The organism is Ruminococcus sp. 8Y-12 (assembly GCF_058119865.1).
Genome location: NZ_CM176623.1, coordinates 4,167,606 through 4,186,382, shown reverse-complemented (window position 1 = coordinate 4,186,382; position 18,777 = coordinate 4,167,606). Strand labels below are relative to the sequence as shown.

Genomic DNA, 18,777 nt, shown 5'->3' with positions numbered 1-18,777 from the left:
GCAGATATGATTGAAAAGAGATGCGAAAAAAATACACTTTTACAGATTAAAAATTTATCTATCAGCTTTCGGCAGTACGAGCAGGGGCTCCGTCAGTCGGACCTTCAGGTGATCCGGGATCTGGATGTAACAGTCCACCGGGGAGAGATGGTGGCTGTGGTGGGCTCTAGCGGTTCTGGGAAGAGCCTGCTGGCCCATGCGGTATTGGGTATCCTTCCCTACAACAGTTCGATGAGCGGTGAGATTCGGTATCGGGGGGAAATCCTGGATCAGAGACGGGCAGAGCAACTTAGAGGCGGTGAAATTGTACTGGTGCCCCAGAGCACCTCCTATTTGGATCCCCTGATGAAGATCGGTTCCCAGGTGCGCAAAGGCAGACGGGACAGGAAACTGAGGGAGAAGAATGATTCCATTTTTCACCACTACCATCTCAAAAAAGAGGTGGAGGAGCAGTATCCCTTTGAGCTTTCAGGGGGGATGACAAGAAGAGTCCTGATCTCCACAGCTCTAATGGAACAGCCGAAGCTGATCATAGCTGATGAACCCACACCAGGGCTGCATATTGATGTAGCAAAACGGGCTCTGGGCCATTTCAGACAGCTGGCAGATGAAGGGGCCGGCGTACTGCTGATTACCCATGATCTGGAGCTGGCCGCCCAGGTGGCGGACAGGATCGTTGTGTTCTATGCCGGTACCACCCTGGAGGATGCCAGGGCAGAGGACTTTGCGCAGGAAGCGACCTTGAAGCATCCCTACACTAAGGCTCTTTGGCGTGCTATGCCCAAAAATGGATTTCAGTTTATAAAGGGAATACAGCCCTACGCAAAGGACATGCCCAAGGGCTGCCCCTTTGGACCCAGGTGCAGCCAGTTTACCGAGGCGTGCGCCGATGCGGTTCCCTATCGAAAGGCCGGGGATGGATATGTACGTTGCATTCACTATCAGGATGCGGACAGAAAGAAGCAATTGGAAACAGGGATGGAGAGGGAGGAGAGCGCATGAAGCTGCAGGCAAAGGATCTCTCCTTCAAATACACTAACGATGGCAGGCAGATTCTGGAGCATTTTGACCTGGAGGTGGACAGCAGCGAGGTGGTGGGATTGATCGCGCCCAGCGGTTATGGGAAAACCACTCTGTGTAAAATTCTGGGTGGATACCAGAAACCCGACGGGGGCGAAGTTCTCCTGGATGGAAAGCCTTTGAGAGATATTAAGGGCTGCTGTCCGGTACAGATGATCTGGCAGCACCCGGAGCAGGCGGTAAATCCCAGACTGAGGATGAGGGAAGTGATTGCAGAGGGAGATCAGGTGGAGGAACGCATTGTCCGGCAGTTAGGGATCGAGGAAGAGTGGATGGGACGGTATCCGGCGGAGTTGTCCGGAGGGGAACTGCAGAGATTTTGTATTGCAAGGGCTTTGGGAAAGAGCACCCAATTTCTGCTGTGTGATGAGATCAGTACCATGCTGGACCTCATCACACAGAGTCAGATCTGGAACTTTCTGCTGGAGGAGGCAGGAAGACGTGGGATTGGCCTGATCGCAGTGAGTCACAGCGCCGGGCTGCTGGATCAGGTCTGCACCAGACAGGTAATGCTTGGAAAAGAATAAAAAATGTCAAAAACGACCAGGTCATTTCCGGAAATGACCTGGTCAAAATTGAAAAACGACCGGGTCACTTTTGAAAAATGACCCGGTCGTTTTTGACACTTAAAAACCTGCATCTGACAATATACTGGATGCCTTTTCTGTATCATCTGCCACGCTGAGCACCACATAGCTGCCGGAAACCTTGATGATAGCGGAATCTAGTTTCGCCGCCTCGTCCGGAGCATAGGATGCATAGAGAGTGGACTGGCTTTCCACGCGCTTTTTGAGAAGCTGTTCCACTTCGGAGGTATAGGAGCTTTCCTTGCATTTGATCACTACAGCCTCACAGGAAGAGGCTCCTGTGCTTAGATAAGCAGCGCTGTCTTCCACCTGATCCATGTCCACAAAATAAGTGGAGGCCAGTATATCTGAAGATACGGCGGAAAGCTTGTCACTGGTAACCGTTTCTTCGGCCAGCTTTTTTGCCAGCTCATCTGCGGAAGCAGTCACTTCCTTTGCGGACCCTTTTCCTCCGCAGGCGGTAAGTGAGAATACCATCATGACTGCAGCTAATGCGATACATAAATACTTCTTCATTGCTTTAATCTCCTTTAACTTTCATAATTTATTCATTTACTCCATCTGGCTGAGCAGATGTGGAGGATTCCGTAGATTCCTGGGAACCGGTCTGTCCCTGGGTGTTTCCTTTGCTGTCTGTACTGCCGGATGTGGAGTCTGGCTCCACATAGTGAGTCTTCAAGTAGTCCAGCCATATTTTTAAGTAGGTGTCATACATATGAATTCCGTCTGCAGTGCTCCCCTCTATTAGAGACTGGTTGCCGTCTGAGAGAACTTCATTTAGATTTATATAATTATAGTTGTACTCCTCGCAGATTTCCAGGATTTTTTCATTTACAATCTCAATATTTGTATTATTCACATAGTCTCCGGTGGTAACCTTGGATTCCTCCACATAGGGAACACTGAGTACATACATGATGGCATTGGGAGCCTGTTTCTGCAGTTCCGCAAGACAGATCCGGTACTGCTCCTTGAAATCTTCAAAATCCGGTTCGCCCAGGTCGTTAGTACCGATTAGAACGTACATTTTTTTATAATCGGTATTGTACAGGGCCTGGAAGACCGTGATCTGTTCCTCGTACATGGTGATATACGGAGTGTCAAAAATATTTGCGGCATTCATACCCACACCCGTTAAAAAAGTTCCCTGAGAAATGCCTGACTGGTTGTAGAAGCCCTGCATTCGGGAATCACCAATAAATACTGCGTCTGAAAAATAAGAATCATCTACGGGCACAGACTGTTCCGGCACAATCGCCTTGCTGGCGGGCTGTGTTTCCGGTTGAGAAGTCTCCGTCTGCGGTTCTGTCTCTACAGGAACGGCGCTGGTAGATGGTTCTGTTTCTGGCTCTGTGATCGATTCGGCAAGAAGTTCACTCACTTGTGAATTTACCTGTGTCTGTATGTTCTCCTCTTTAAAGATATTGATCAGCAGCTTCCCCTCAAATACTACCAATACCGCGATGATCAAAATCAGTATATTCAGGAAACGGCCGGGTTTCTGTCGCTTCCGTTTCTTCTGCTGTGGCATAAGTTCTCCCCTGACTTAAAAATTAATTTGTCTTTTCTTCCTCTCTATTATATAATAAACGCGATAATTGTAAATAGTTTTTTGAAATCGTAAAGAAAACTTAAAGAATCACAGGGGAGTATACGTTTATGGTATTCAGTAGTTTATTGTTTTTATTTCGTTTTCTTCCGGCAGTGCTGGTTCTTTACTTCCTGGCACCTAGAAAAATCCGGAATATCATTCTATTTTTGTTCAGTCTCTTTTTTTACGCCTGGGGGGAACCCAGATATGTGTTTTTGATGCTCTTTTCCATCACCATGGACTACACTGTTGGGCGCTTTATCGATAGATATAAGGCCGCGGGCGAGCAAAAGAAGGCAAAGAGGGCCCTCATGGTATCCGTTGTGGTAAACTTGAGCGTCCTGGGATTTTTTAAATATGCGGACTTTATCATCACCTCCGTCAACGGTGTGCTGGGGAGCAATATTCCTCTTCTTGGAATTCCCCTTCCCATTGGAATCTCCTTTTTTACCTTCCAGACCATGTCCTATGCAATAGATGTTTACCGGGGGGCTACGAAAGTCCAGAAAAACTGGATCAACTATGGAACCTATGTGTCCATGTTTCCACAGCTGATCGCAGGACCCATTGTCCAGTATAAGACCATTGCGAAACAGATGCAAGAGAGGCGGGAGAATGCGGATGACTTTGTGGCCGGTATCCACCGCTTTATGATCGGAGTGGGGAAAAAGGTGCTGTTGGCCAACAACATTGGGGCCCTCTGCGACTATATCCTGGCTATGCCTGTGGAGCAGATGCCTGCGGCAACCGCCTGGCTGGGAGCGCTGGCATTTACCTTTCAGATTTATTTTGATTTCTCCGGTTATTCAGATATGGCTATCGGTTTGGGAAAAATGTTTGGATTCCACTTTTTGGAAAACTTCAACTACCCATACATTTCCAAAAGCATTACGGAATTCTGGCGCAGATGGCATATCTCATTAAGCTCCTGGTTCCGGGAGTACGTGTATATTCCACTGGGAGGAAACCGCAGGGGAATGGCAAAGCAGATCCGAAATATCCTTGTTGTGTGGATGCTCACCGGAATCTGGCACGGTGCACATTGGAACTATGTACTCTGGGGAATCTACTATGGGATTTTCCTGATATTGGAAAAGTTTGTGGTGGGGAAATGGATTCAGAAGCTGCCGGGCTTTTTCCAGAACTTTTATACCATGTTTATTGTAGTGATTGGATGGGTGTTGTTCAAGTGCGAGGATTTAAGTCTCTGTATTTCCTATCTCAGGGCAATGTTTGGCGGCTTTGGCGCGGGTTTTGCCAACAGCGAAACCGTCTATTTGCTCTACAACAACGCCGTGCTGTTTGTGGTGCTGATTCTGGGCTCCACCATGCTTCCCAGGAAGCTGGCACAGCGTGCAAAGGAAGCTGCCCAGAGGCAAACCTGGGTTTGGACCTTTCTGCAGTGCGTATTCTACGCAGGTATCTTTGTGATTTCAGTCGCCTATTTGGTGGATGCCACTTACAATCCATTCTTATACTTTAGATTTTAATGAAATGTGGGGAGACTATGAATAAAAAACAAAATTGGGTAATCATTATCTTATTCCTGGTCCTGATTTTTGGAATGACAGGCGTAAGCCTGCTAAAACCGGACAGGGAATTTTCGGAGAAAGAAAACAGATCCCTGGCTCAGAGTCCAATGCTCTCGGTGGAGGACTACTTTAGCGGTGCTTTTGCCAAGGACTATGAAGCCTACATTACGGACCAGTTCATTCTGAGAGATGAATGGATCGGAATGAAGACAAAGGTGGAGCGGGCCGTGGGGAAACAGGAAATCAATGACATCTATTTTGCAAAAGACAATTATCTCATCGAAAAGCACACAGGCAGCTTTACGACAGATACAGCAAAGCGCAATATCTCCAGCTTGGCGCAGTTTATGCAGTTCTGTGAAGAGAAGTACGGCGAGGGACATGTCACCGCCATGGTGGTGCCCAATGCGGTAAAGGTTTTAGAGGACAAGTTGCCGCCCTTTGCCTCCCCCTTTGATGAGGCGGCGTATATGGGGGAGATTCGAGATGCTCTGCCCCGGGGAACCTGGTTTGACAGCCTGTCTGTGCTGGAAAAACACAGCCAGGAAGAGCTTTATTACCGGACGGACCATCACTGGAAAACCCTGGCTGCCTTCTATGTCTACGAGGCATGGGCAAAGAGTGTGGGACTTACACCACCCGCTGTCACGGAATATCAGGTGGAGACCGTGACGGAGGACTTTCAGGGAACCATTGAGGCTAAGGTAGGGGGAGAAACCGTCAGGGATTCGATTCAGACGCTTCGTCTGAAGGAGGAGGCGCCCTACACGCTGCGCTATAACCGTCAGGAGGACACTACCGATGATCTCTACCACAGGGAGGCGCTGGATACCAGAGAAAAATACAACGTGTACTTTGGCGGAAACCAGCCGATTGTGGAGGCGGACATTCAAAACGAAAATGAGCGCAGATTGCTGGTGATCAAGGATTCTTATGCCCACTGTTTTCTTCCTTTTACTTTTCATGATTTCGGAGAGGTGGATTTTGTGGACTTGAGATATTTTAATGAGAGCTTAAAAGAGCTTTTGGAGTCCAAGGAGTATACGGATATCCTGTTCTTGTACAATGCATCCGGGTTTGCCGAGGACCCGAGTGTGGCGAAGCTGAATCATTAGGCAAATATTCAGTAGGTCTGTGCGTATACGACACAGTGATTAACTTAGAAAACGGAGGTTGATGCAATGAGCTATGCAGATGAGATTTTTATAGGAATGTGCAGGGATATTCTGGAGAACGGAGTGAGCACAGAGGGGGAGAAGGTGCGCCCTGTCTGGGAAGATACCGGGGAATCTGCTTACACCGTCAAACGGTTTGGGGTGGTGAACCGTTATGATTTGAGAAAAGAGTTTCCAGCGCTGACACTGCGCAGAACCGGAATCAAGAGCGCCTTTGACGAGCTTCTGTGGATCTGGCAGAAAAAGTCTAACAATATAAAAGATCTGAACAGTCACATATGGGATGCCTGGGCAGATGAAAGCGGGTCCATTGGAAAGGCTTACGGCTATCAGCTGGGAGTCAAGCACAAGTACAAAGAGGGGATGATGGACCAAGTGGACCGGGTGCTCTATGACCTGAAGAATAACCCCTACAGCCGCAGGATCATGACCAATATCTACGTTCACGCTGATTTAAGCGAGATGCATCTCTATCCCTGCGCCTACAGTATGACCTTTAATGTGACACAGGAGAAGGGGAGCAGCAGGCTGACTCTGAACGCTATTTTGAATCAGAGGTCTCAGGATGTGCTCGCGGCCAACAACTGGAACGTATGCCAGTATGCTCTTCTGGTTCATATGATGGCCCAGGTGTGCGGGATGCAGGTGGGAGAGCTGGTACATGTGATCGCAGATGCCCACATCTATGACAGGCATATTCCGCTCATTGAGGAACTCATAGGCAGGGAATCCTATCCGGCGCCCAGAGTATGGCTGAACCCGGAGATTACAGACTTCTATGAATTTACAGTGGATGATCTGCATGTGGAGGATTACCATACAGGCCCACAGATGAAAAATATACCCATTGCGGTTTAGGAGGATTTACTATGAATGTAATTGTTGCAGTTGATGAAAACTGGGCCATTGGAAAGGACAACCAGCTTTTGGTGAGCATTCCGGCGGATATGAAGTTTTTCAGGCAGACCACCACCGGAAATGTGGTGGTTATGGGGAGGAAGACTCTGGAGAGTTTTCCAAATGGGTTACCTTTAAAGAACAGGACAAACATTGTGCTAAGCAGAAATCCGGATTATCAGGTCAGGGATGCTGTGGTGGTTCATACAGTGGAGGAGCTTTTGAAGGAGCTGAAAAAGTACGAAAGCCAGGAGATCTATGTGATTGGCGGGGACAGTGTATATCAGCTGCTGCTGCCGTACTGCGATCTGGCCCATGTGACAAAGATCCGGCATGCCTATGAGGCGGATACCTATTTTGCCAACCTGGATGAATCCGGGGAGTGGGAGATTACCGGGGAGAGCGAAGAGCAGACGTATTTTGACTTGGAATACACCTTTGTGCGCTATGAGAGAAAAAAAGGTTGAAATTTTTTGTGCACGAATAAAAAATTGTTGTATAATGAGATATATGAAAAAATTTATCTCGGCAGAAGCGCGCTTCGCCGCACATACGCTGAAGTGTATGTGAATCGGCCCGAGCAGCCGTAAATCTAGGGAATATGGAGGAATGAGACATGGCTAAGAAAGACATTGACTGGGCAAATCTGGGCTTTGCCTATGTGCAGACAGACAAGAGATACGTATCTAACTATAAAAAGGGAAGTTGGGACGACGGCATCCTCACAGAGGATGCGAATGTAATCCTGAACGAGTGCGCAGGCGTTCTGCAGTATGCCCAGACGATTTTTGAGGGCTTAAAGGCATACACCACAGAAGATGGCCGCATTGTCACCTTCCGCCCGGACCTGAACGCAGAGCGTATGATGGATTCCGCAAAACGTCTGGAGATGCCGGTGTTTCCAAAGGAGCGTTTTGTGGAATCCATCAATCGAACCGTAGCGGCCAACACTGACTATGTGCCGCCGTATGGCTCAGGGGCAACCTTATACATCCGTCCATACATGTTCGGAAGCAATCCCGTCATTGGCGTGAAGCCTGCGGATGAGTATCAGTTCCGCGTGTTTACCACTCCGGTGGGCCCATACTTTAAGGGCGGCGTAAAGCCCCTGACTATCCGGGTGAGTGATTTTGACCGGGCAGCGCCACACGGAACAGGCCACATCAAGGCAGGACTCAACTATGCCATGAGTCTGTATGCCATCGTGAATGCCCACCAGGAGGGATTTGATGAGAACATGTACCTGGATGCCGGAACCAGAACAAAGGTGGAGGAGACCGGAGGAGCCAACTTTATCTTTGTAACCAGGGACAACAAAGTGGTTACCCCCAAGTCGGACAGCATTCTGCCTTCTATCACCAGAAGATCCCTGATGTATGTGGCAAAAGAGTATCTGGGTCTGGAAGTGGAAGAGCGGGAAGTGCTCTTTGAGGAGGTACAAGACTTTGCGGAGTGCGGTCTGTGCGGGACAGCGGCGGTTATTTCTCCTGTGGGAAAGATTGTAGATCACGGAAAAGAGATCTGTCTGCCAAGCGGAATGACGCAGATGGGAGCTATCACACAGAAACTCTATGATACCCTGACCGGAATCCAGATGGGACGAATCCAGGCTCCTGAAGGTTGGATTCACGAAATTAAATAAAAACCGAAGTAACTATTCAACAGATCTGCGCATTTACTGCTCTGACTGTAAGAAAATGATTCAGGAATGCAAAAATCTTTGACCAAAGGTAATTTTAAATGGCGCCGCCCGCTCTGTCAGTGAAAAACTCAGAGCAGGCGGTGCGTTGTTTTGGAGGAATGACCAGTGAAATTTTTTCATCTTTCAGATTTGCATATCGGCAAAAATTTAAATGGATACAGCTTGAAGGAGAATCAAAAGGAGGTGCTGTCACAGGTGACTGCGGCGGCAAAGCAATACCATCCGGATGCCATTTTGATCTGCGGGGACATCTATGACAGGGCTGTGCCCTCGGGTGAGGCCTACACGCTTTTTGACTGTTTTTTGAAGGAACTTTCAAGTATACAGCCCCAGATTCCGGTGATGATCATTGCGGGCAATCATGATTCCCCGGAACGCCTCTCCTATGCCGGAGGCTTTTTGGAGTACCACCGGATTTATATTTCTGCCATGCCGCCGGGATGCCCGGAAGAACACCTAAAGAGGGTGGTTTTGGAAGATGAGTACGGTCCGGTGAATTTTTACCTGCTGCCCTTTTTAAAGCCGGGTTATGTGCGACCGCTCTTTGCGGAGACAGGGGTGGAGGGCTATGAGGACGCTGTGGAGAAGGTGCTGAAAAGGGAGGATGTGGATACCAGCCAGAGAAATGTAATACTCTCCCATCAGTTTTATGTGAATGGGGGCCAGCTTCCCAGGACCTGTGAGTCCGAACAGGCCTCAATCATGGCAGGCGGACTGGACAGTGTGGACATCCGGGTGCTTGGTAGTTTTGACTATGCCGCCCTGGGGCATCTTCATGGTCCCCAGAAGGTGGGAAGGGAGAGTGTGCGCTACTGCGGGACACCTTTCAAATATTCAGTCAGTGAAGAGTCCCACAGGAAGTCCATTACCGTGGTTGATTTGGGACCTAAGGGGGAGGAGCCGGAGATTTCCATGCTCCCCCTTACAGGGCGCCAGGATGTGCGTCGGGTGAAAGGCAGCCTGGAGGAAGTGCTTAGCCAGGGAAGCGGGGGGAACTGTCACGACTTTGTCAGTGTGACGGTTACAGACGAGACAGAACCCTACAACCTGCGGGAACAGGTGGAGGAGGTATACGACCACCTGCTGGAGCTGCGCATAGACAACAGCAGGACAAGACAACGGCTGCAGGACACAGGGGAGGAGCCATCCCTTCTCAGGCCCTTTGAGGCGTTTTGCCAATTTTACGAGACGGTCCGCCACTGTTCCATGACAGCCGCGGAGGAAGAACGGATGAAAGCCATGATCGAAGGTGCTAAGGGGGTTGAGCAATGAAACCAATAAAACTAGTCATGTCTGCGTTTGGGTCCTACGCGGGAGTGGAGACGGTAGATTTTGAAAAAATACGAAATGGTCTGTTTTTGATCACCGGGGATACAGGGGCGGGAAAGACTACCCTGTTTGACGCAGTGGCTTTTGCCCTGTACGGGGAGACCAGCGGGGGGAAGAGGGACGGCGGAATGATGCGCAGCCAGTACGCCTCCGACGCCTCCGATACGTATGTGGAGTTGGAGTTTCAGACAAAGGGAGGCCGGTATGGTATCCGCCGCAGCCCGGCCTATGGCCGCAGGAGCCGTAAGAAGAACCGGGAGGGGACCTATACCCTGACACAGGTGCCGGCTAAGGTATCTCTGACGCTTCCGGACGGGAGTGAGTTTCCCGGAAACCTGCGGGAAACCAATCAGAAGATACAGGAGATTGTGGGGGTTGACCGCAGCCAGTTTCTTCAGATCGCCATGATTGCCCAGGGGGAGTATTTAAAGCTGCTCCACGCATCTTCCAAGGAGAGAAAGGAGATCTTCGGGAGAATCTTTGATACAGGGCTGTATTTCCGCATCCAGCAGCAGCTTAAGGAGTGGGATAAGTCACTTTGGGTGACTCTGGAGGACAAGCGTAAGCTGTATGAGCACGATCTGGACCGTATCCGGTGTGTTCCGGGCAGCAGTCTGGAGGCAACCTGGATGGAGGTGAGAGCACATTCCAACTCCGGGGAGGAAGGGATGATTCAGGTGGCAAAGGCGATTGTGGAGGAATCAGGTGTCAGAGAGGATGCAATAAGAAGCCGAGAAGGTCTTCTACAGGAGGAGTTACGTAAGTCACAGTATGAAAGGAAACAGGCGGAGGAAGTGAATACGCTTCTGGACAAGCGGGACGCGGCGAGAAAAAGGTGCCGGGAACTGGCAGAGGGAAGGGAAGAATACAGCAGCAGGAAGACCAGGTTAAAAAGGGCCAGGTCAGCGGCAGCCGTGGCCGGACAGGAAGCAGTCTGGATGAGGACAAATGGGGAGCTTTGCCATACCAGCAGGAGTGTTAAGGAACTGGCAGGTTGTTCTGAAAAGCTTTTTTCTGAATATAAACAGACGGAGGCAGATGCAGCGGTAGCGGACAGTGAACTTAAGACAGCCCGCCCGGAGATACTGGCGGGTATCACAAGACTTGAGGATGCCCTGCCCAGATATGACCAATGGCAGGTGAAGAGGAGTGAGTGGAAATCCGCAAAACGGACAGAGGATAAAATAAAAGAGTTGGCAGAGGCACTCAGGGCAGAGACGGAGGAGTTGAGAGAGAGCAAGAGGGTGCTTTCAGAAGAACAGGAGCAGCTCTCAGACAGTCTGCAGAAGGTGCAGGAGTGGAGTTATAAAGTACAGACACTGAAACGGCAGGAGGAGGAAGCCAAGCGTCTGCTGCAAAGGGGAGAGGATTTGCGGCAAAAGCGAGAAATGTGTGATTCCAGGCAGAAAGCCACGGTCCGCGCGGAGAGGGAATTTTCGGAAGCCTTACGCAGGTATGAGGAGTACAGCAGGGGCTTTGTGGCTATACAGGCAGGAATACTGGCGGAGAATTTGAGAGAGGGGGAGCCCTGTCCGGTATGCGGATCTGTCACGCATCCACAAAAAGCCGTGCTTGGCGCCCAGTCTGTCACGGAGGCGCAGGTGGAAGAGGCCAGAGAACTGCGGGAGAAAGCGGACCAGAGGATGCGCACTGCTTCCGCGCAGAGCGCCCAGGCGGCCGCTGAATACGAGAGTCTCTTTGGTGTTTACCGGGAGGGGGCTGGCAGGCTTCTGGGAAGCGTAGAGTCCGGGGCGGAGCATATGCAGGAGGCGCTGAAAGATTTCCTAAAAGATAGCCAGAGAGAGCGAATGGCCTGTCAGGATCATCTGGGGAGCTGCCAACAGCGGACCAGAAGGGAGAAAGAGTGCAGGGAGGAGCTGCTCGCGGTGAGGGAGCGGCTGGAAAAAGCAGAGGAGGAGAGAAGCAGATGGGAGGAAGAACGAAATGAGCAGAGGCTCGTAGTCCAGAAGCTGCAGGCGGAGAGTGAGCGTCTCGCAGCCTTACTTCCATATGCAAAACGGAAACAGACGGAGGAACAGCTTAGGAGTTTCACAGAAAAGCTGACAAAGCTGGAGGAGCAGGCAGCAAGATTAAGAGAAAAGCTGGAGGGCATCTCTCAGAAAAGAGCACAAAACGCGGGGAGACAGGCGGCGGAACAGAAAAAGCTGGAACAGCTAAAAATCCAGGAGAAAGCTGAGAGGGAAGCTTTTTGCAACGCGCTGTCCAGACAGGGATTTTCGGATGAAGAAGATTTTCACAGCGCCTGCTGCTCACAGGAAGAGACGGAACGTCTGGAGACCGAGTGTCAGGCATATGAGGCAGAATTGGCCCGGGCAGCGGCGGCACAGGGGCAGTACGAGGAGCAGACAGCAGGGCTGGAACGCCGGGATACGGAAAAGATTTTAAAGCGGGAAAGCGTGACTGCCGGGGAACTGGAAGAGCAGAAGCGGGAACTGCTAAAGGCAGCCTCCCTGCACAGTGTGAACAGGGAGGCTTATGATTCTGTGATCCGTATCAAAAAGGACAGAAAAAAGGTGGAGGAGGAGTACCAGACGGTCCACCTATTGTACCAGACTGCCAACGGCAAGCTGAGGGAAAGTGTGGGTTTAGATTTTCAAACCTATGTGCAGAGACAGTATTTTAAACATATGATACAGGCCGCCAACCGCCGCCTGCTGTATATGAACAATGAAAGGTTCATGTTGCAGTGCAGGGAGCTGGACGCACTGGGCCGTCAGGGGGAGGTGGGGCTGGATCTGGATATATACAGCCTTGAGACAGATACCTCCAGAGATGTGAAGACACTTTCAGGGGGAGAATCCTTCATGGCAGCTCTCTCTATGGCTCTCGGAATGGCGGATGTGATTCAGAATACTGCCGGGAATGTACAGATAGACGCCATGTTTATTGATGAGGGCTTTGGGTCACTGGATGAGGAGTCAAGAGGCAGGGCGGTTTCAATTTTAAAAGAGCTTGCAGGGGGGAGAAGGATGATTGGTATTATTTCCCACGTGACCGAGCTCAAGGAACAGATGGACCGAAAGCTGGTGGTGGAGAAGACGAACAGGGGCAGCAGGGTGCGCTGGGAACTGGATGGGTGATTCCATTCTTGTTTTAAGCGGTTCTATGGAGTATACTAGGATTATAGCAAAGAGGCCGTCAGGGGCCAGTCAAAGACAGAGGAGGCCGTTATGTATAGAAGAGAGGAAACGAAGCCGGTAACCATTGGAGACAGAGTGATAGGCGGGGGCAGCCCCATACTGATCCAGTCCATGACAAATACAAAAACTCAAGATGTGAAGTCTACTGTGGCTCAGATTCAAAAGTTAGAGGCAGCGGGCTGTGACATAATCCGCTGCGCGGTGCCAGATATGGAGGCGGCCAGGGCGCTTGGCGAGATAAAGAGGGAGATAAGGATACCGCTGGTGGCAGACATTCACTTCGACTACCGCCTGGCAATTGCAGCCATTGAAAATGGGGCGGATAAGATACGGATTAACCCGGGGAATATTGGCAGCCGGGAGCGGGTAAAGGCTGTGGTGGATGTAGCCAGGGAACGTCAGATCCCCATCCGGGTGGGGGTCAACAGCGGATCTCTGGAGAGAGAGCTGGTGGAAAAATATCACGGAGTGACCGCTGAGGGAATTGTGGAGAGCGCTTTGGACAAGGTACACATGATCGAGGATATGGGATATGACAATCTGGTGGTGAGTATTAAGTCCTCAGATGTGATGATGTGCGCCAGGGCGCATGAGCTGATTGCGGAGAAAATCAGATATCCCCTGCATGTGGGAATCACGGAGGCGGGTACTCTGCTCTCCGGAAATATCAAGTCTGCAGTGGGACTGGGAATCATTTTGTCAAAGGGGATCGGGGATACAATACGGGTTTCCCTTACCGGCGATCCCATGGAAGAAATCAAGTCCGCTAAGCTGATTCTGCGGACCTTAGGTCTGCGCAGAGGAGGGATTGAGGTGGTTTCCTGTCCCACCTGCGGCAGAACCCAGATTGATCTCATCCGCCTTGCAAACCAGGTGGAGAATATGGTGGAGGATATCCCGTTGAATTTGAAGGTGGCTGTCATGGGATGTGTAGTGAACGGCCCCGGGGAGGCTAAGGAAGCGGATATCGGAATTGCCGGAGGAAAGGGAGAGGGTCTTCTGATCAAAAAAGGTGAAGTAATCAGAAAAATACCGGAGGACCAGTTGCTGGCAGAGCTCCGGAAGGAATTACTAAATTGGAGTGAATAAAATGACCAAACCATTTTTCGAGGTTTTCCCGAATCTCAACTTAAACGACCAAATTAAAAATCTTTTTGCACAGGTAGCGGTTACGAGAGTAACCGTTACTTCTGCGAAGGACCGGATGCGCATTTATCTAAGCAGTGAAAAGCTGATACATAAGAAATATATCCTGGAGGCAGAGCGGACCATAAAGCAAGAATTGTTTGGAGGCGTACCTCTGGAGATCAAGATGGTTGAAAAATTCAACCTCTCCAAACAGTACACAGCCAGCAAACTCCTGCCTATTTACCGGGACAGTATTCTTATGGAGCTTAAGGAATACAGTATCTTTGAGTATAATATTTTCCGCCAGGCCAAGTGTGAGTTTACCGGGGATGACAGCATGACCATGACGGTGGAGAAGAGTGTGGTGACAGAGGGGAAGGCGGAGGAGCTGATCCGCATTCTGGAAAAGATCTTTTGTGAGAGATGTGGGCTGTCTCTGAAGATTCATCTGGAGATGACTGAGCCGGTGGAGAGCAAGGCCAGAAAAAACAGTGAAATCCGCATTCGGCAGGAAGTGGAGGCCATTTTAAACCAAGTGGCAGCCGCCGCATCGCAGGAGGATGGGGAAGCGTTTCTGGAACAAGAGGAAAAGACTGCCCAGATTTCAGGCGATGGTTCAGCCCCAAAAAAGAAAAATGCGGAAGTACAGAGCAGAACAGACAGGGAGCTTTCCACAGCGCGGCAGAATGGTTCCTCATTGGGACAGAAAAAGGGGCAAAAAGGCGGATATTCCGGTGGATACCGGGGATTTAAACGCTCAGATAATCCGGATGTGGTCTACGGAAGGGACTTTGAGGAGGAGGCCATCCCCATGGAACAGATCCAGGGCGAGATGGGCGAGGTGGTTATCCGCGGGCAGATTCAGGCCTTGGATACACGGGAGATACGTAACGAAAAAACCATTATTATCATAGAGATAACAGACTTTACGGATACTATTGTAGTAAAAATGTTTGCCAGAAATGATCAGGTGGCGGAGATTCTGGAGGGTGTTAAAAAGGGTGCTTTCCTGAAAATGAAGGGTGTCACTACCATCGACCGCTTTGACGGACAGTTGACCATCGGGTCTGTGGTGGGGATCAAAAAGATTTCCGATTTCAGAGCCGGGCGCCAGGACACTTATCCGGAGAAGCGGGTTGAACTGCACTGCCACACCAAGATGAGCGATATGGATGGAGTCTCGGATGTAAAGGATTTGGTGAAGAGGGCTATGAGCTGGGGGCATAGGGCTCTGGCAATCACGGACCACGGTGTGGTACAATCGTTCCCGGACGCCAACCATGCAGTGCCTCCGGATAGTGACTTTAAAGTGATCTACGGTGTGGAGGCATATTTGGTAGATGATCTAAAGGATTTGGTGGTAAATTCCCACAACCAGAGCCTGGATGACACCTATGTGGTGTTTGACCTGGAGACCACCGGATTTTCCCCCACCCAGAACCGGATCATTGAGATTGGCGCAGTGAAGGTAGTGGATGGCAAGATTGTGGATAAATTCAGTACCTTCGTAAATCCGGAGGTACCGATTCCCTTCCGCATTGAGGAGCTGACCGGAATCAACGACAACATGGTTCTGGACGCGCCTGTGATTGAGCAGGCTCTGCCTGATTTTATGGATTTTTGCCAGGATGCGGTGATGGTTGCGCACAATGCATCCTTTGATATGAGTTTTATTGAGGAAAACTGCAGGCGTCAGGAGATAGAGAAGGAGTTTACCAGCGTGGATACGGTGGCCTTAGCCAGAGTTCTGCTGCCTCAGTTGAACCGGTATAAACTGGACACCGTTGCAAAGGCTCTGCATGTCTCCCTGGAAAACCACCACAGGGCAGTGGACGATGCCGGATGTACGGCTGAGATTTTTGTGAAATTTGTGGAAATGTTAAAGGAGCGGGAGGCCTTTGCGCTGGACGCGGTGAACCGTCTGGGCAGGACATCCGCGGACCAGGTTAAAAAGCTGCCCTCCCACCACGCCATAATCTTGGCAAAAAACGATGTGGGCAGGGTAAACCTTTACAAGCTGGTATCCCTCTCACATATGAGCTACTATCACAGGAGGCCGCTGGTGCCCAAAAGTGTTTTTAACGAGAACAGGGAGGGGCTGTTAATCGGCTCTGCCTGCGAGGCAGGAGAGCTTTACCAGGCAATTTTAAACGGAAGGTCTGAGAAGGAGATTGCCAGGCTGGTGGATTTCTATGATTATCTGGAAATACAGCCTCTGGGGAATAATCAATTTATGATTGCCAGTGAGAAGGTGCAGATTTCTTCCAGGGAAGAGCTGATGGAGATCAATAAAAAGATCGTAAAGCTGGGAGAACAGTTTAATAAGCCCGTGGTGGCAACCTGTGACGTGCACTTCCTGAATCCGGAGGATGAGGTATACAGGCGGATCATTATGGCTGGCAAGGGATTTGGGGATGCGGATGATCAAGCCCCGCTCTACCTGCGCACCACAGAGGAGATGCTGGGGGAGTTTGCCTACCTTGGAAGCGAGAAGGCTGAGGAGGTGGTTATCACCAATACCAACCGGATTGCGGATATGTGTGAACGCTTGTCCCCCGTCAGGCCGGACAAATGTCCCCCTGTAATCCCGGACTCAGACAAGACTCTGAGGGAGATCTGCTACAACAGAGCCCATGAAATCTATGGGGAGGAGCTTCCGGAGGTGGTGGTGGAGCGGCTGGAGCGTGAGTTAAACTCCATCATTTCCAACGGCTTTGCCGTGATGTACATCATTGCCCAGAAGCTGGTGTGGAAATCCAATGAAGACGGCTATCTGGTGGGGTCCAGGGGGTCTGTGGGCTCCTCCTTTGTGGCTACAATGGCCGGTATCACAGAGGTCAATCCCCTGAGTCCCCACTATTACTGCAGGGAATGCCACTATTCTGAGTTTGACTCAGAGGATGTGAAACCCTATGCGGGAGGGGCGGGGTGTGACATGCCGGATAAGGTATGTCCCAACTGCGGCGCCATGCTGATTAAGGAAGGATTTGATATCCCATTTGAGACCTTCCTGGGCTTTAAAGGAAATAAGGAGCCGGATATTGACCTGAACTTCTCCGGTGACTACCAGGGAAACGCACACCGGTATACAGAGGTAATCTTTGGGAAGGGACAGACTTTCCGGGCCGGCACCATCGGTACTCTGGCGGATAAAACCGCTTTTGGGTATGTCAAAAATTATTTTGAGGAGAGGGGACAGCGCAAGCGCACCTGTGAGATCAACCGGATCGTGCAGGGGTGCGTTGGAGTGCGCCGGACAACGGGACAGCATCCCGGAGGAATTATCGTACTGCCGCTGGGGGAGGAGATCTATTCCTTTACACCTGTGCAGCACCCGGCCAATGACCAGACAACAGACATTATCACAACCCACTTTGACTACCATTCCATTGACCATAACCTGCTCAAGCTGGATATACTGGGACACGATGATCCCACCATGATTCGAATGCTGGAGGATTTGACAGGTCTGGACGCACAGAAGATACCGCTGGATGACCAGGAGGTGATGTCCCTGTTCACAAGCACCCGGGCCCTGGGGATCACCCCGGACCAGATCGGAGGATGTCCTCTGGGTGCACTGGGTATTCCGGAGTTTGGGACAGAGTTTGTTATCCAGATGCTGGTGGACACCAAGCCCAAGAGTTTTTCAGATCTGGTGCGTATCTCCGGGCTGTCCCACGGTACGGATGTATGGCTGGGAAATGCCCAGACCTTGATCCAGGAAGGAAAGGCAACGATTTCCACAGCTATCTGTACCAGAGATGACATCATGACCTATCTGATTCATATGGGACTGGAGAGTGAGCTGTCCTTTACCATTATGGAGAGCGTGCGCAAGGGAAAGGGACTGAAACCGGAGTGGGAGGAGGAGATGAAAAAGCATGACGTGCCGGACTGGTATATCTGGTCCTGCAAAAAGATCAAGTACATGTTCCCCAAGGCCCATGCGGCAGCCTACGTAATGATGGCCTACCGCATTGCATACTGCAAGGTTTTTTATCCTCTTGCTTACTATGCAGCTTATTTCAGTATCCGTGCCTCCGCCTTTAGCTACGAGCTTATGTGCCAGGGAGCAGAGAAACTCAGCTACTATATAGAACAGTACCAGAAACAGGGTGATACCCTTACGAACAAAGAGCAGGATTCCCTGAAGGATATGAAGATTGTCAGGGAAATGTATGCCAGAGGGTTTGAGTTTACACCCCTCGACCTGTATACTGCCCAGGCCAGCCGGTTTCAGATTGTAAACGGAAAATTGATGCCCTCCCTGAGCAGTATCGATGGTCTGGGAGATAAGGCTGCGGAGGCCATAGTGGAAGCTGCAAAGGATGGGCCTTTCTTGTCAAAAGACGATCTGCGTATACGCACAAAGGCTAGTAAGACAGTGATTGATATGATGGATGATCTGGGGTTGCTGGGCGATTTGCCGGAATCGAACCAATTGTCACTTTTTGATTTTGCTTAGAAACATATTAAAAAATAAGAACACTGTTGCATTATGGGAGAGGCCATGATATAATAAAGCTATACTTGAAGCCGTAACCATATTTAACAAAATAAGTGAGGATTCTCCCGCCTCTGCAAAGGAGGAG

General features: G+C 50.3%; 12 protein-coding genes and 1 pseudogene. 11 read left to right on the top strand and 2 right to left on the bottom strand.

Annotation, left to right across the window (positions count from 1 at the left end; all coding sequences use genetic code 11):
* Nucleotides 1-6: 6 nt before the first annotated feature.
* Together AC0THY_RS16890 and AC0THY_RS16885 are read left to right on the top strand one after the other, a co-directional pair.
* Complete coding sequence (locus AC0THY_RS16890; protein ID WP_489991759.1) at nucleotides 7-1,002, top strand: ABC transporter ATP-binding protein; 996 nt, start codon at nucleotides 7-9, stop codon at nucleotides 1,000-1,002.
* On the top strand, nucleotides 999-1,607 hold the full coding sequence (locus AC0THY_RS16885) for an ABC transporter ATP-binding protein (RefSeq protein WP_489991758.1): 609 nt from the start codon (nucleotides 999-1,001) through the stop codon (nucleotides 1,605-1,607). Before AC0THY_RS16890 ends, AC0THY_RS16885 begins: the two co-directional genes overlap by 4 nt.
* 99 nt (nucleotides 1,608-1,706) lie before the next feature.
* On the opposite strand, the gene AC0THY_RS16880 is transcribed toward AC0THY_RS16885, so the two are convergent.
* Both AC0THY_RS16880 and AC0THY_RS16875 read right to left on the bottom strand, forming a co-directional pair.
* On the bottom strand, nucleotides 1,707-2,183 hold the full coding sequence (locus AC0THY_RS16880; RefSeq protein WP_489991757.1) for a DUF4358 domain-containing protein: 477 nt from the start codon (nucleotides 2,181-2,183) through the stop codon (nucleotides 1,707-1,709).
* A 28-nt stretch (nucleotides 2,184-2,211) separates the two neighbouring features.
* A complete protein-coding gene (locus tag AC0THY_RS16875; protein WP_489991756.1) occupies nucleotides 2,212-3,198 on the bottom strand; it encodes a GDSL-type esterase/lipase family protein in 987 nt (328 codons plus the stop codon).
* A 128-nt stretch (nucleotides 3,199-3,326) separates the two neighbouring features.
* On the opposite strand from AC0THY_RS16875, the gene AC0THY_RS16870 reads away from it, so the two are divergent.
* From AC0THY_RS16870 to AC0THY_RS16830, 9 genes and pseudogenes are all read left to right on the top strand, one after another.
* Nucleotides 3,327-4,748: an MBOAT family O-acyltransferase gene (locus AC0THY_RS16870; protein WP_489991755.1), complete on the top strand. Its 1,422-nt coding sequence runs from the start codon at nucleotides 3,327-3,329 to the stop codon at nucleotides 4,746-4,748.
* A 17-nt stretch (nucleotides 4,749-4,765) separates the two neighbouring features.
* Nucleotides 4,766-5,905 carry a DHHW family protein gene (locus AC0THY_RS16865; RefSeq protein WP_489991754.1) on the top strand — a complete coding sequence of 380 codons (1,140 nt, stop codon included), beginning with the start codon at nucleotides 4,766-4,768 and terminating at the stop codon, nucleotides 5,903-5,905.
* Between the two features lie 66 nt (nucleotides 5,906-5,971).
* A complete protein-coding gene (thyA, locus tag AC0THY_RS16860; RefSeq protein WP_489991753.1) occupies nucleotides 5,972-6,823 on the top strand; it encodes a thymidylate synthase in 852 nt (283 codons plus the stop codon).
* 11 nt (nucleotides 6,824-6,834) lie between these two features.
* Nucleotides 6,835-7,329: a dihydrofolate reductase gene (locus AC0THY_RS16855; protein WP_489991752.1), complete on the top strand. Its 495-nt coding sequence runs from the start codon at nucleotides 6,835-6,837 to the stop codon at nucleotides 7,327-7,329.
* Nucleotides 7,330-7,478: 149 nt separating this feature from the next.
* Complete coding sequence (locus AC0THY_RS16850; RefSeq protein ID WP_489991751.1) at nucleotides 7,479-8,504, top strand: branched-chain amino acid aminotransferase; 1,026 nt, start codon at nucleotides 7,479-7,481, stop codon at nucleotides 8,502-8,504.
* A gap of 165 nt (nucleotides 8,505-8,669) precedes the next feature.
* Nucleotides 8,670-9,836, top strand: a complete 1,167-nt coding sequence (locus AC0THY_RS16845) for an exonuclease SbcCD subunit D (protein WP_489991750.1) — start codon at nucleotides 8,670-8,672, stop codon at nucleotides 9,834-9,836.
* Nucleotides 9,833-12,994 carry an AAA family ATPase gene (locus tag AC0THY_RS16840; protein ID WP_489991749.1) on the top strand — a complete coding sequence of 1,054 codons (3,162 nt, stop codon included), beginning with the start codon at nucleotides 9,833-9,835 and terminating at the stop codon, nucleotides 12,992-12,994. Before AC0THY_RS16845 ends, AC0THY_RS16840 begins: the two co-directional genes overlap by 4 nt.
* 84 nt (nucleotides 12,995-13,078) lie before the next feature.
* Nucleotides 13,079-14,143 (top strand): annotated as a pseudogene (gene ispG, locus AC0THY_RS16835) (flavodoxin-dependent (E)-4-hydroxy-3-methylbut-2-enyl-diphosphate synthase); the annotation flags it as partial.
* 1 nt (nucleotide 14,144) lies between these two features.
* Nucleotides 14,145-18,650, top strand: coding sequence for a PolC-type DNA polymerase III (locus tag AC0THY_RS16830; RefSeq protein WP_489991748.1), 4,506 nt, complete (start codon nucleotides 14,145-14,147; stop codon nucleotides 18,648-18,650).
* The last annotated feature ends 127 nt before the right edge of the window (nucleotides 18,651-18,777 follow it).

Excerpts from the sequence above, each read along its gene's own strand:
- AC0THY_RS16880 (WP_489991757.1), bottom strand. The coding sequence starts at position 2,183 with ATGAAGAAGTATTTATGTATCGCATTAGCTGCAGTCATGATGGTATTC.
- AC0THY_RS16855 (WP_489991752.1), top strand. The coding sequence starts at position 6,835 with ATGAATGTAATTGTTGCAGTTGATGAAAACTGGGCCATTGGAAAGGAC.
- AC0THY_RS16875 (WP_489991756.1), bottom strand. The coding sequence starts at position 3,198 with ATGCCACAGCAGAAGAAACGGAAGCGACAGAAACCCGGCCGTTTCCTG.
- AC0THY_RS16865 (WP_489991754.1), top strand. The coding sequence starts at position 4,766 with ATGAATAAAAAACAAAATTGGGTAATCATTATCTTATTCCTGGTCCTG.
- AC0THY_RS16870 (WP_489991755.1), top strand. The coding sequence starts at position 3,327 with ATGGTATTCAGTAGTTTATTGTTTTTATTTCGTTTTCTTCCGGCAGTG.
- AC0THY_RS16850 (WP_489991751.1), top strand. The coding sequence starts at position 7,479 with ATGGCTAAGAAAGACATTGACTGGGCAAATCTGGGCTTTGCCTATGTG.
- AC0THY_RS16840 (WP_489991749.1), top strand. The coding sequence starts at position 9,833 with ATGAAACCAATAAAACTAGTCATGTCTGCGTTTGGGTCCTACGCGGGA.
- AC0THY_RS16890 (WP_489991759.1), top strand. The coding sequence starts at position 7 with ATGATTGAAAAGAGATGCGAAAAAAATACACTTTTACAGATTAAAAAT.
- AC0THY_RS16885 (WP_489991758.1), top strand. The coding sequence starts at position 999 with ATGAAGCTGCAGGCAAAGGATCTCTCCTTCAAATACACTAACGATGGC.
- AC0THY_RS16830 (WP_489991748.1), top strand. The coding sequence starts at position 14,145 with ATGACCAAACCATTTTTCGAGGTTTTCCCGAATCTCAACTTAAACGAC.
- thyA (WP_489991753.1), top strand. The coding sequence starts at position 5,972 with ATGAGCTATGCAGATGAGATTTTTATAGGAATGTGCAGGGATATTCTG.